General features: G+C 71.1%; 11 protein-coding genes. 5 read left to right on the top strand and 6 right to left on the bottom strand.

Annotated features, from left to right (window positions below; genetic code table 11):
• Nucleotides 1–12 precede the first annotated feature (12 nt).
• Complete coding sequence (locus QSJ33_RS14200) at nucleotides 13–1,647, bottom strand: BamA/TamA family outer membrane protein (RefSeq protein ID WP_285727333.1); 1,635 nt, start codon at nucleotides 1,645–1,647, stop codon at nucleotides 13–15.
• A gap of 244 nt (nucleotides 1,648–1,891) precedes the next feature.
• Here QSJ33_RS14200 and murA point away from each other — a divergent pair, with 244 nt between their 5' ends.
• The gene (murA, locus tag QSJ33_RS14195) at nucleotides 1,892–3,193 is read left to right on the top strand and encodes a UDP-N-acetylglucosamine 1-carboxyvinyltransferase (protein ID WP_285727331.1); all 1,302 of its coding nucleotides are present in this window, start codon (nucleotides 1,892–1,894) and stop codon (nucleotides 3,191–3,193) included.
• 318 nt (nucleotides 3,194–3,511) lie between these two features.
• On the opposite strand, the gene QSJ33_RS14190 is transcribed toward murA, so the two are convergent.
• Nucleotides 3,512–5,053 (bottom strand): methyl-accepting chemotaxis protein, encoded by a 1,542-nt coding sequence (locus QSJ33_RS14190; protein ID WP_285727329.1) that lies wholly within the window; start codon nucleotides 5,051–5,053, stop codon nucleotides 3,512–3,514.
• Nucleotides 5,054–5,285: 232 nt separating this feature from the next.
• Here QSJ33_RS14190 and QSJ33_RS14185 point away from each other — a divergent pair, with 232 nt between their 5' ends.
• The 4 genes from QSJ33_RS14185 to QSJ33_RS14170 all read left to right on the top strand — a co-directional run bounded on the left by QSJ33_RS14185 (nucleotide 5,286) and on the right by QSJ33_RS14170 (nucleotide 8,682).
• Entirely contained in the window at nucleotides 5,286–6,233 is a 948-nt protein-coding gene (locus tag QSJ33_RS14185) for a ribose-phosphate diphosphokinase (protein WP_285727327.1), read from the top strand.
• Nucleotides 6,233–7,408 carry a class I SAM-dependent methyltransferase gene (locus tag QSJ33_RS14180; RefSeq protein ID WP_285727325.1) on the top strand — a complete coding sequence of 392 codons (1,176 nt, stop codon included), beginning with the start codon at nucleotides 6,233–6,235 and terminating at the stop codon, nucleotides 7,406–7,408. Before QSJ33_RS14185 ends, QSJ33_RS14180 begins: the two co-directional genes overlap by 1 nt.
• Nucleotides 7,409–7,423: 15 nt before the next feature.
• A complete protein-coding gene (locus QSJ33_RS14175; protein WP_285727323.1) occupies nucleotides 7,424–8,113 on the top strand; it encodes a helix-turn-helix transcriptional regulator in 690 nt (229 codons plus the stop codon).
• A gap of 65 nt (nucleotides 8,114–8,178) precedes the next feature.
• Nucleotides 8,179–8,682, top strand: a complete 504-nt coding sequence (locus QSJ33_RS14170) for a DinB family protein (protein WP_285727321.1) — start codon at nucleotides 8,179–8,181, stop codon at nucleotides 8,680–8,682.
• A gap of 19 nt (nucleotides 8,683–8,701) precedes the next feature.
• On the opposite strand, the gene QSJ33_RS14165 is transcribed toward QSJ33_RS14170, so the two are convergent.
• Genes QSJ33_RS14165 through QSJ33_RS14150 form a run of 4 tightly spaced genes read right to left on the bottom strand, consistent with a single transcriptional unit; the run spans nucleotide 8,702 to nucleotide 11,962 of the window.
• Nucleotides 8,702–9,121, bottom strand: a complete 420-nt coding sequence (locus QSJ33_RS14165; RefSeq protein ID WP_285727319.1) for a protein-disulfide reductase DsbD domain-containing protein — start codon at nucleotides 9,119–9,121, stop codon at nucleotides 8,702–8,704.
• A 9-nt stretch (nucleotides 9,122–9,130) separates the two neighbouring features.
• The gene (locus tag QSJ33_RS14160) at nucleotides 9,131–10,087 is read right to left on the bottom strand and encodes an FAD:protein FMN transferase (RefSeq protein WP_285727316.1); all 957 of its coding nucleotides are present in this window, start codon (nucleotides 10,085–10,087) and stop codon (nucleotides 9,131–9,133) included.
• A complete protein-coding gene (locus tag QSJ33_RS14155) occupies nucleotides 10,075–11,295 on the bottom strand; it encodes a DUF3570 domain-containing protein (RefSeq protein WP_285727314.1) in 1,221 nt (406 codons plus the stop codon). Before QSJ33_RS14155 ends, QSJ33_RS14160 begins: the two co-directional genes overlap by 13 nt.
• Nucleotides 11,282–11,962, bottom strand: a complete 681-nt coding sequence (locus QSJ33_RS14150; protein WP_285727312.1) for a redoxin family protein — start codon at nucleotides 11,960–11,962, stop codon at nucleotides 11,282–11,284. The genes QSJ33_RS14155 and QSJ33_RS14150 overlap by 14 nt, the downstream gene beginning before the upstream one ends.
• Nucleotides 11,963–12,168 lie beyond the last annotated feature (206 nt).

The raw sequence follows: 12,168 nt of genomic DNA, 5'->3' as shown, positions 1-12,168 counted from the left end.
CTCCGGGTCCCGTCAGAAGCGCATGGCGTTGCCGACCGTGAACTGCCAGCGGGCCTGGTAGGGCTCGCGATTCAGGGGCACGGCCACGCTCAGGAGGATGACCCGGCCCACGGAGCTCTTGAGGTTCCCCAGCCGGAGCCCGACGCCCACATCGGCATAGGTCCTGGACCAGCCCTGTCCATCCAGCCGGCGGATGGCCCCCAGGTCCACGAAGGCGCTGTACCCCATCCTCACGATTCCCCACCACCGCTGATCCGTCAGGAGCCGGTAGTCGAAGGAGGCTGTCCACCGGGCATCCCCGGGGTGGACCTGGTTGGGATATCCCCTCAGGCCCTGGTCGCCCCCGATGTAGTACCAGTGCTCGGGATCCGGACGGCGGGCGTGGTCCACGGCCACCAGGCCCGCCAGGATCTGCTTCTCGGTCAGCTTGCGGTACTTCGTGAGGGAGAGGGACAGGCGGCTGTCCTCGAGCCCCCCCGGGGGGTTCCGCCCCTCCCAGGAGGCGGCCAGGAGCGTGAGGTCATCGCTGGAACGGGACCATCCACTCCCGGTCTGGATCCGGAAAAAGGGGGCAGCCAGGGTGGAGCCCAGCGAACGGCTGTAGACCCCCAGTTCCAGCTTCCCGATCCAGGCCAGGTTGTAGTCCTCCGGACTGTCCGTGCCCTGCAGGTCCACGAAGGTGTCGAAGGCGTCCTTCTGGGTGGAGAACGTGAGGGCCACCCCCCGGAGGCGCCGGCTGGCAAGCAGGGGCGCCGTCAGGGCCCCGGGGGGACCGGTCTGGGTGATGACCCCGTAGCTGGTGTCCTCCCGCTTCAGGAGCAGGCCCCCCCGCCAGACCCGGTCCCCGGAGGCGCCGAGGAGCAGCTCCCCGGTCAGGCGCACTTCATTCTGGATGAAGGGGACATGGAAGATCTGGACCCCCTGATCGTAGAGGCTGAGGCTGGAGTGGCTCTGCGACAGGACCACCCCGGTGGACCATGGGGTGTCGAGGGCGAAGAAGGGCCGTTCCAGCTGGATGCTGCGCACGTAGCCATCGGTGAGGTACTGGGTGTGGGCGGCGAGGGTCCACCGGCTTCCGAAGAGCTGGGGATCCCCGTAGGCGAGCCCCCAGGTGCTGCGCTCGGAATCCTTCGACAGATCGAAGGCCACGCTCTTGCCCGTCCCCAGGAAGTTCCGTTCATCGACCCCGAAGTTCGTGGAGGCCTGGCCTCCCACCTGCGAATAGCCCACGTTCACCTGGGTGGTCCAGGCGTCCCGGACCCGGACCAGGGCCACCACGGTCCCGTCCGGCTGGAGCACCGGATCGATGCTCGCGTCCCGCACGAAGGGGAGGGCCCGCAGGAGCCGGGTCGTCTCGTAGATGCGCCGGGCCCGCACCCGATCCCCCTCCGCGAAGAGGAGCACCCTCCGGATGACCTGCTCCCGCGTGGACGAGTGGAGGTGGTTGGCCGTCCGTCCGACCCAGGTGTTCTCGGCCGGCTTGGAGAGGTCGAAGACGTCGCCGATCTCCACCGTGATCTTCCCGATGGTGGCCTTCCGGGCCTCCAGGGCGTTCCAGGGCCTGACGGGATTGGCGGCCCGGAGGGGCAGGACCACAGCCACCAGACCGAGCAGCTGGCAGACCCCAGACCTTCGAATTCCGCCCAAGGAAGCTCCCTGGATGCCCACATCTGATTACATCTTTTTAACCATCATCAGTCTTGTATCTGCTGATGATTTCATGCATCCAATCCTGGCTTCATCCCGGGGGATGCGCCAGCGGAACTGCGGGCTTGGATGGATTCAGGCCCCACCGGGGGCTCCTCGCTCCACGGCGGCCTCCGCGGAGGCCCCTCCCCCGGAACCGGAAGCCCTGGGAACGGATGGGCTACGCTGGAGGCCTGGAGATTCGATGGACCGACTGGTGATCCAAGGTGGCCAGCCCCTGCGGGGCCGCATCCGTGTGTCGGGTGCCAAGAACGCGGCCCTGCCCTGCCTCGCGGCGGCCCTGCTGACGGCGGATCCCGTGGTGCTGTCCAACCTGCCGGCGGTGGCGGACATCCGCACCATGGTGAAGGTGCTGCAGGCCCTGGGCACGGAGGCCACCCTGGATGCCGAGGGCGAGGGCTTCGAGTTGACCGCCCGGCTGGCCTGCGCGGGCAGCGAGGATCCCAAGGCCCCCTACGAGCTGGTGAAGACCATGCGCGCCTCCATCCTCGTGCTGGGGCCCCTGCTCGCCCGCTTCGGCAAGGCCACCGTGAGCCTGCCCGGCGGCTGCGCCATCGGCGCGCGGCCCGTGAACCTCCACCTGGAGGCCCTGGAGCGCATGGGCGCCGTGATCGAGATCAGTCACGGCTACATCCACGCCTCGGTGAAGGGCCGCCTGAGGGCCATCGACCACACCTTTGAGAAGGTCAGCGTCGGGGCCACGGAGAACATCCTCATGGCCGCCACCCTGGCGGAGGGCACCACGGTGCTCCGCAACGCCGCCCAGGAGCCCGAGATCGGGGACCTGGCCCAGCTGCTCGTGGAGATGGGCGCCCGGATCGAGGGCATCGGCACGGGCACGCTCACGGTCACGGGCGTGGCGGGCCTGCACGGCTGCGCCCACGCGGTGATTCCGGACCGCATCGAGGCCGGCACCTACCTCTGCGCCGTGGCCGCGGCCTGCGGCGACGTGGTGCTGGACCGCTGCGAGCCGGACCACCTGCGCTCCCTGCTGGACCTGCTGGAGCGGGCCGGCTGCGTCCTCACCGAGCGCGAATCCCAGGAGGGCCGGCAGCTCCGCATCCAGCGCGAGTGCGGCCAGAAGCTGCACTCCAAGGACATCAGCACCCAGCCCTTCCCCGGCTTCCCCACGGACCTGCAGGCCCAGGCCATGGCGGTGATGACCCAGGCCTCCGGCATCAGCGTCATCAACGAGGGCATCTTCGAGAACCGCTTCCAGCACGCCATGGAGCTGGAGCGCCTGGGCGCCAACCTCCGCACGGACGGGCACACGGCCATCGTGGCTGGCCCGGCGGAGCTCACGGGCTGCACCGTCATGGCCACGGATCTCCGCGCCAGCGCCGCCCTCGTCATCGCCGGCCTCGTGGCCCGGGGCGAGACCGTGGTGGACCGCATCTACCACCTCGACCGTGGCTACGCGGGCCTGGAGCGGAAGCTCCAGGGCGTCGGGGCCCGCATCGAGCGCGTCGGCGGAGGCAGGGTCTAGGTGGCAGGATCGCCCACCTGGGCCACCTGACATCGAGTCAGGCGGCCCTGCCCTCCGGGCACCGGCGAACGATTCACCTCGACCGTGGCTACGCGGGCCTGGAGCGGAAGCTCCAGGGCGTCGGGGCCCGCATCGAGCGCGTCGGCGGAGGCAGGGTCTTGGTGGCAGGATCGCCCGCCTGGGCCACCTGACATCGAGTCAGGCGGCCCTGCCCTCCGGGCACCGGCGAACGATTCACCTCGACCGCGGCTACGCGGGCCTGGAACGGAAGCTCCAGGGCGTCGGGGCCCGCATCGAGCGGGTCGGCGGGGGCCGGGTCTAGACCTGGAACTGGTTCACCGTATCGGCCAGGCGCTGGGAGATGGCCTGGGCCTCCATCGTGATGCGGGCGATCTCCCGCGAGGCGGAACTCATCTCCTCGGAGGCATGGACGTGGGACTCCAGGGCCCGGCGGATGGATTCCACCTGCTGCGCCACCTCCAGGCTGGCGCTGGTCTGCTCCTCGGTGGCGTGCTCGATCTCGTGGGACATGCCCAGCAGGCGATCCGCGAGGAGGTGTCCCTTGCGCCCGACCCCCACAGCCACGCCCACCAGCTCACCGCCGCGATCCACGGTCTGGTTGCAGACCGCGATGAGCCCAGTGATCTCCCGCGCCGCCTCGGCAGATCGCTCCGCCAGCTTCCGGACCTCCTCGGCCACCACCGCGAAGCCCGCGCCCTGGTGCCCCGCCTTCGCCGCCTCGATGGCCGCGTTCAGGCTGAGGAGGTTGGTCTGCCGCGCGATCTCCCCGATCACCGTGACGGCCTTCCCCATCTGGCTCGTGGAGGCCCGGATGCCCTGCATGGCCACGGACAGGTCCTCCCCGGCCCGTTCCTCCTCCGCGGCGGTCTGGTCCGATTCGCTGGCCTGCTGCTCCACGAGGCGCGCGCTGGAGGCGATCTCGGACACGCTCGCGGCAAGCTGCGTGACGCCGGAAGCCATGACCTCGCCCGCGGCCCCCTGGCTGCGGCTGTTCTCCGCCATGGACCGCAGGCTCATCGACAGTTCCTCCGTCGCGCTGGATAGCGCGGCGTTCTGGCCCACCATGGTGCGGGAGATGCGCGCGAGGTCGCGGATCACCCTCCGGAAACGGCCGTTGAGGACGTTGAAGGCATGGGCCATGCTGCGGAGTTCCAGCGCCCCCCTCACGGGAAGCTGCACCCTCAGGTCGCAGCTCTCCATCGCCTGGGTGAGCGAGCCGAGGTTCCGCACCATGCGCCTGGATTCGACCTGGACGATGGCGGCGGTGGCCAGCCAGAGCAGGCCGGCGAGGAGGACGTCCACCTCCCGCGTGAGCCCCGCGTACAGAAGGCAGCCCAGTCCGCCCAGGACCTGCACCAGGAAGATCACCCTGAACCGCGTGGCCAGGGCGACGCCCCCGAGGCGTTCCGCCAGGTCGGGCCCGACATCCGCGCCTCTCGCCAGCCGGGCGTACCGGGCTTCCGCCTCCGCGCGATCCTTCGGGTCCGGCCGGCTGCGCGTGGACATGTAGCCGACCACGCGGCCGGATTCGCGGATCGGCGTGACGTCCGCGAACACCCAGTAGTGGTCGCCGTTCTTGCACCGGTTCTTGATGATGCCCGTCCAGGGACGGCCCGCCTGGATGGTGGCCCAGAGGTCGCGGAAGGGCTCCTGGGGCATGTCCGGGTGGCGCAGGAGGTTGTGGGGCTGGCCCAGCAGCTCGCCGGGGCCGTAGCCGCTGACCTGGATGAAGGCTTCGTTGGCGTAGGTGATCACGCCGCGGAGATCCGTCTTGGAGATCAGGACCTCCTCCGGATCGAACGACACCTCGCGCTGGGTGACCGGCTCGTTCAGGCGCATGGGACCTCCGCAGGGCGGGAAGCGGTGGGCGCACTCTCTCTCGGCCGCTGGCTGACTGCCATCGTAGTCCAGGTCCCGGGGAACGGAAAAACGGATATCCATGTGATACAGACTCAGTTACCGCAGCATCCAGGGGCCATCCGGCGCGGGGCCGCTCCCGCCGCGGGGAGAACCGCGGGACGGCCCGGCTGGAATCCCTTAGACTGGAACCGACGATGCGACAGGGGCGAGCATGTTCGGCGAGATGAAGGTGTTTTCCGGGAGCAGCCACCCGGACCTGGCGAAGGGCATCGCCACCCACATGGGCATGCCCCTGGGCAAGCTGAAGATCACCCGCTTCTCCAACGAGAACATCAAGGTGAAGGTGGAGGAGAACGTCCGCGAATCGGACGTCTTCGTCATCCAGACCTCCTGCCCGCCGGTCAGCGACAACCTGCTGGAGCTGCTGATCCTCATCGACGCGCTGAAGTTCGCCAGCGCGGCGCGGATCACGGCCGTCCTGCCCTACTTCCCCTACGCACGCAGCGACAAGAAGGACGAGGCGCGCATCTCCATCACGGCGCGCCTGGTGGCCGACCTGCTGGAGACCGCCGGCGCCGACCGGGTGCTCACCATGACCCTGCACGCCCCGCAGATCCTGGGCTTCTTCCGGAAGCCCGCAGACCAGCTGCTGGCCACGCCCATCCTCACCAACTACTTCCGGACGAAGGACCTCTCCAATGCTGTGGTGGTGGCCACGGACGCCGGCGCGGCCAAGTTCGCGGGCCACTTCGCCAAGCGGCTGTCCGTGCCCATGGCGATCATCGACAAGCGCCGCTTCGACGACTCGGAGAAGGCCCAGAGCGTGGCCCTCATCGGCGACGTGAAGGGGAAGGACGCCATCATCTACGACGACGAGATCGCCACCGGCGGCTCCATCAAGGAGGCTGCCCGGATCCTGCGCGAGTTCGGCGCCCGCACCGTGCGCGTGGGCGTCACCCATCCCGTCCTCTCCGGCAGCGCCATCGAGACCCTCAATTCGGCGGACCTGGACGAGCTGGTGGTGACCGACAGCATCCCCATCCCGCCCGAGCGGGCCAAGGGCCTGCCCAGCCTCCGCGTGCTGTCCACCGCCGCGCTCTTCGGGGACGCCATCCTGCGCATCCACGGGGGCCGCAGCATCAGTGAAATGATGGACTGATGGACCTCGGGCCGGCCCAGATCCCGGGCAGCCTCGGGACGCCGCCGGATCCGGGCCTGCTGGGCCCCCACGGCCCCGAGATCGCGGCGGTCCTGGACCGTCCCTTCCTCCTGCTGCACCGGGCCTCTGAGCTCTACACCGCAGGCACCGCCCTGTCCCTGCTGCTCGACCTGGGGTGGGAGGCCGCCCTCCGGGCCGGGACCACCCTGGACGGCCTCTGCGCCGGGCTGCCCGCCCAGGCGCGGGTCCCCCTGGCCTGGATGCTCCCCTTCCTCGCCCAGGAGGGCCTGCTGGAGCTCCGGGATGGCCGCTACTTCCTCGAAGACTCGCCCACCCTCGACCTGGCGGGGATCCGGGCCGCGGCCGAGGCCGCCGCGCCCGGCCACGGTGCCAATTTCGACCTGCTGGACGGCGTGCGCACCCATATCCCGCCCTTCTTCACGGAGGGGAGGCCGGGCGATGGCCTGCTCTTCGACCTGGCGCTCTTCCCCCTCTGGCTCGCCTACTTCCGCAACGACAACCCCGTGTACTACCCCAACAACCTGCTGGCCCTCCTGGCGCTGCGGGAGGGGCTTCCCGCGGGGAGCCGCGTGCTGGAGCTGGGCGGGGGCGTGGGTTCCTTCGCCCGGCTGCTGGCCCAGCGCGGCGCGGAGGAAGGCTGGCTCGGCCGCATCGCGGAGTACGTCTTCACGGACGTGGCCCCGGCCTTCCTCCGGCGGGCCCAGCGGGATCTCGGGGCCGCCGCGCCCGGGCTCCCCCTCCGCTTCCGCCCCCTGGACCTGAACCGGTCCATGGACGAGCAGGGGATCGAACCCGCCGGCCTTGATGCCATCGTGGCCATCAACGTGGTCCACGTCGCCCGGAACCTGGAGGCCGTCCTGCGGGAGCTCCGGTCCCGCCTGAAACCCGGCGGCCGCCTGGTGCTTGGGGAGTGCATGAAACCCTCCCTCGGCCACCCCATCTACCTCGAATTCGTCTTCTCCTTCCTGCGCAGCTTCACGGACGTGGAACTGGACCCGCGCTGGCGACCGGTCCACGGCTTCCTCACCCCGGAAGCCTGGATGGCGGCCCTGGACCACGCCGGCTTCCGCGACCTCGTCTGCATCCCCCCGCCCCGGCCCCTCATGGACCGGCACCCCAGCTTCAACGTGGGGGCGATCATCGGCGTGGCCTGAGGGGGAGCGTGCGCGGTGCGTCGAGCCGATCGCCTGTTCCAGATCGTGCAGCTCCTGCGGAGGGACCGCATCAGCACGGCGGCCCGCCTGGCGAAGGAGCTCGGCATCAGCGCGCGCACCCTCTACCGCGACATCGCCGACCTGATGGCCTCCGGCGTGCCCATCGAGAGCGAGGCCGGCGTGGGGTACAGCCTGCCCCGCCACTTTGATCTGCCGCCCTTCATGTTCAACGCGGACGAGGGCGAGGCGCTGCTCCTGGGCGCGCGCATCGTGGCCGCCTGGGGGGACCCTTCGCTGCGGGAGGCCGCCGAGAGCCTGGTGCGGAAGGTGGAGGGCGTCCTGCCCCCGGGCCGGAGGAAGGCGCTCACGGACCTCCCCTTCCTCGTCCCGGATCACCATGTGCCGCCCGAGACCGCCCGCTTCCTCGGGGAGCTGCGCCAGGGGCTGCGGGAACAGCGCCGGGTGCGGGTGGCCTACATCCGGGCGGACGGCACCGCCACGGACCGGGTGCTCCAGCCCCTGGGCGTCATCTTCTGGGGCTACCGCTGGCACCTGGCGGCCTGGTGCGAGCTGCGCGAGGCCCTCCGCACCTTCCGGGTGGACCGGATCCGCGGGGTCGAGCTCCTCGACCCCTTCGAGGCCGTCCCCGGACGCGGCCTCGAGGACTACCTGGGCATGGTCCGGACCGGGAAGGCGAGGATCTGAACCCTCCTGACACCACGCTGTCAGGATCAGGGGCCATGCTATCCCTCTCTTCACAAGGAGCCCGCATGGCCATCGCCAAGACCCTCATCCCCGAGTTCGAGCACGAGATGGCGGGCCTCCGCCGCGTGATCGAGCGCCTCCCCACGGACCGGTTCGACTACCGTCCCCATCCCAAGTCCTTCACTCTGGGCGACCTGGCCAACCACCTGGCCAGCATCCCGGGTTGGACCGTCAGCACCCTGACCCTCACGGAGCTGGACCTCGGCCTGCCCGAGACCCAGGCCCGGCAGCCGAAGCCCAGCAGCACCGTCGAAGGCCTGCTCCACACCCTGGACGCCGGGGTCGAGGGGGCGCTGGCGGCCCTCGCCAAGGCCCCCGACGCGGACCTCCAGGTGGTCTGGACCCTCAAGAACCAGGGCGAGACGCTGCTCGCCATGCCCCGCATCGCGGTGTATCGCAGCTTCGTGATGAACCACCTCATCCACCATCGGGCCCAGCTGGCCGGCTACCTGCGGATGCTCGACGTGCCCGTGCCCGCCCTCTACGGGCCCAGCGCCGACGAGGCCTAGGAGGAATCCCCCGGGCCGCTCACCGCGCCTTGGCGGGCGGGCGCGGCCCCGGCTCCAGGTCCGCCGCCCGGGCCATCACCGTCCGGTGCTGGGGCAGGTAGCAGACACCCGCCGGCCCCTCGGTGCAGGGCTGATAGGTGACAGCCAGGGGCACGGGATCCGGAAGCCCGTGCCCCTCGAGCGGGATGAGCACCACGCCGCGCCAGACCGGGTCCCCGGCCTCGTCGCGACCCGAAGGGGGCGGCAGCGGCCCCACGGCCAACCGTCCCCGGGGCGAGGCGAGAATCACCTTGAACGTGCGCTGCTTGAGGTGGGCTCCTGAAGGCACCGACACCCGGAGGCCCCCGGGAACGGCTGCGAGGGCCACATCCACGGCCGGGTCGAAGGCCCAGGCGTGGAGGGAGAGCAGGGCCAGCAGCGGGATGATCCGGCGATCCATGGGACCCTCCTACCCGGCCAGGTCCGCGATGGCGCCCAGGCCCGAGGTGGCGAGCAGGTCGCCCGCCTCGGTGATCATGGCAGCTTCCACGCCCGTCGCGCCCTCCAGCAGGTCCAGCCCCGCCGTGGGTCCCAGCAGGAAGGCGGCCGTGGCCAGCCGGCCCGCATCGAAGGCGGTGGGGGCGACGACCGTCACGGAGGCAAGGCCCCGCGCCGGCCAGCCGGTGGTGGCGTCCAGGAGGTGGTGGTAGCGGACGCCATCCTCGATGAAGCCCCGCTCGTAGTCACCGGAGGTGGCCACGCCCGCCTCGGCCCCGACCCGGACCACCAGCCGACAGCGGCCCCGGTCGCGGGGATCCTGCACGCCCACGCGCCACGGGCGGCCGTCCCCGCGCCGGCCCAGGGTCCGCACATCGCCCAGGAAGTTGATGACCGCCGAGGCCACGCCCTCCTCCAGCAGCCGCTCGGCCACCCGGTCCGCGGCGTATTCCTTGCCCACGCCGCCCAGGTCCAGTTCCATGCCCGGCCGCCCCAGCGCGACGGTGCCGTGCCGGAGTTCCACGGCCCGGGCCTCCACCAGGGGCAGGAGGGCCGCCACCTCCGCGGCGGAGGGCACCCGGGCCGCCTTGAAGTCCCACACCCGGCGCAGCGCGCCCACCGTGGGGTCGAAGCGGCCGCCGGTGGCCCTCCACAGCTCCAGCGCGGACTGGATCAGATGCTCCGTCTCGGCGTCGATGACCACCGGCCCGCGACCGGCTTCCCGGTTGATCTCCGAGACCACGCTCTGGGCCCGGTAGCGGGAGTACTTCGCCTCGATGCGGCGCGCCTCCGCCACGGCCGCCCGGGCGGCCCGCTCGGCCCGGGCCGGGCCCCGGTCGTCGGCGAAGCGGATCAGGGCCTCGCCGCCCATGAGGGGGAACCGCGTGGTGTAGAGGACGCGCGCCTCCGGAGCCGTCAGTACTGCCACTTCAGCCCCACGGTGAAGGTGGTGGTGTTCACGTCCGCGGCGGAGACGGAGGGCCCGGAAAAGGCGGCCGAGGCGGTTCCCAGGGTCCCCCCCGCCAGCGGCAGGATCGGGTCCTGGCCCTGCTGGATCTGGTAGGTCCCGCCCAGGCTGAGGGTCAGCCCCGGCAGGAGATCCGTGGAGACGGAGCAGCCCAGCAGGACGCTGTGGAAGGCCGACAGGCGGTAGTCGGCGGAGGCGTAGGGCTGCGGGGCGGCGAAGGAGGCCCCGTAGAAGTCGGCCGCGTTCTGGCTGTAGAGCCGCAGCCGCGGCGAGAGGACCCAGCCGCCGTCCAGGTGCTGGTCGTAGGTGAGGTCGAGCGTGTGTGCCCGGAGGCCCCAGTCGTCGCGGTAGAAGCGGTACGTGGTCTTGAGGGCGCCGTCCCAGTCGTCGAAGTAGTGGCCGTACTTCAGGAAGAGGGCATCCCGGGTGCGGGTGTCGGGACGGTGGTCCCGGACGGTGCCGGTCCCCACGGGCACCACGAGGTAGGGTTCGTCCAGGTATCCACTCAGCTCCATGCGGCTGGCGGAGACATCCACCAGGTCGTCCTGGCCCAGCACCCAGGTCCAGCCCAGGGCGTAGCCCCGGGTCTTCTTGGCGAAGCGCTGGGTCTGGGTCACCGGCGCCACCGTGTCGTCGGCCCAGGAGAGCCCGTAGTGCAGCGTCCCGCGGCCGTCCGCCATGGTCCAGGCATCGGAGAGGCCGAAGCCCCGGGCGAGGTAGTCCTTCTCCACGGAGTGCGAGAGGTCGAGGGTGGGCAGGTGCGCGCCGATCCGCCGGCTGTAGCTGAAGTCCTGGCCGTTCCGCTCGTCCGTGTAGGGCACCATGGGGATCTTTCCCGCGGCGTTGGTGGCGCTCGTGCCCGAGGCCGAGGTGGTCGTGGTCACGTCCAGGGTCGGGTAGGCGCCGCTGGGCGAGGCCCCGGAGATGGCGTCGTGGGAGAGCAGGAGGTCGAACTGGCCGAGCGATGGGCCGAGTTCCTGGTGCAGGAGGAGGTTCGGGTTCTGGACCTGCGTGCGGCCATCGGACTCGCCGTAGAACAGGTACCGCAGCTCCACGGAGGACTGGGCCTGGAGCGGGCGGCCCCCGAGGAGGCCGAGGCCCGCCACGAGCCAGGGCATCCCCGGCAGGACGCGCACCTCGCGGCGGCGGAGGGTCCTAGTTGCAGCCACAGCCGCCTCCTGCGGCGCCACCGGTACCCGCGGCGCCCTCCTTGCTGGCCTGGATGTGCTCCCGCAGCACACTCGTCAGGCGGTCGCCGTCCAGGTTCATGATGGGATCGGCCAGGTGGCCCCGCTGCCAGGCCTTCAGGCCGCCCTTGGCCTCCAGTCCCGGCGCCACGCGGTAGCCCGCCGCGGGTGCGCTCTCCCCGGTCCGGATGAGGGCGGCGATGGCGTCTGCCTCCTCCTTCAGGTGCTCGCCGCCCTCGAACCGGGCGACGATGCGTCCCTCGGCATCGATGAGGAAGCTGGTGGGCATGGCCACCACCCCGAAGGCCTCCGCACGGTGGCCCGAGGGATCCGGCACGATGGTGAAGTGCACGGGCGTCTGGTCGAGGAAGTCGTAGATCGCGCCCTGGTCAGTGTCCAGGGCCACCCCCACCGCCTGGAACGTCCCTTCGCCGAACCGGGACTGGAGCCCGTCGATGGCCGGCAGGCTCCTGCGGCAGGGGACGCACCAGGAGGCCCAGAAGTCCAGGAGGACCACCTTCCCCTTCAATCCCGCGAGGTTGAAGGGCTTGCCGTCCAGCGTCCGGGCGACGAGGGGCGGGGCCTGGATCGGCGCGCCGGCGCGTGCGTGGATTCCCAGGCCTGCGAGGAGCAGGGCGGCCAGGGTCATCCTGGCGCACCGGCGGAGTGGCCTCGCGGCCGGACGGGGGGGTCGGGGCATGGGTCCTCGCGGAAGGGCACAGGGATCGGATCCGGCTCGGACTCCGGATTCCGGAACCAGCAGGAGGGGGTTGCCTCCTCCAATGCGCGCAGGCGGGGGGCGGGTTCCCGATCAATGTGTTTCAACACGGACAAGCGGCGCCCGGTGGGCGCCGC

The organism is Geothrix rubra (assembly GCF_030268065.1).
Taxonomy (GTDB): Bacteria; Acidobacteriota; Holophagae; order Holophagales; family Holophagaceae; genus Geothrix; species Geothrix rubra.
The sequence above is the reverse complement of the archived record's forward strand: the minus strand, read 5'-3'. Positions and strand labels throughout refer to the sequence as shown.

Excerpts from the sequence above, each read along its gene's own strand:
- QSJ33_RS14150 (WP_285727312.1), bottom strand. The coding sequence starts at position 11,962 with ATGACCCTGGCCGCCCTGCTCCTCGCAGGCCTGGGAATCCACGCACGC.
- QSJ33_RS14180 (WP_285727325.1), top strand. The coding sequence starts at position 6,233 with ATGGACCTCGGGCCGGCCCAGATCCCGGGCAGCCTCGGGACGCCGCCG.
- QSJ33_RS14170 (WP_285727321.1), top strand. The coding sequence starts at position 8,179 with ATGGCCATCGCCAAGACCCTCATCCCCGAGTTCGAGCACGAGATGGCG.
- QSJ33_RS14185 (WP_285727327.1), top strand. The coding sequence starts at position 5,286 with ATGTTCGGCGAGATGAAGGTGTTTTCCGGGAGCAGCCACCCGGACCTG.
- murA (WP_285727331.1), top strand. The coding sequence starts at position 1,892 with ATGGACCGACTGGTGATCCAAGGTGGCCAGCCCCTGCGGGGCCGCATC.
- QSJ33_RS14165 (WP_285727319.1), bottom strand. The coding sequence starts at position 9,121 with ATGGATCGCCGGATCATCCCGCTGCTGGCCCTGCTCTCCCTCCACGCC.
- QSJ33_RS14190 (WP_285727329.1), bottom strand. The coding sequence starts at position 5,053 with ATGCGCCTGAACGAGCCGGTCACCCAGCGCGAGGTGTCGTTCGATCCG.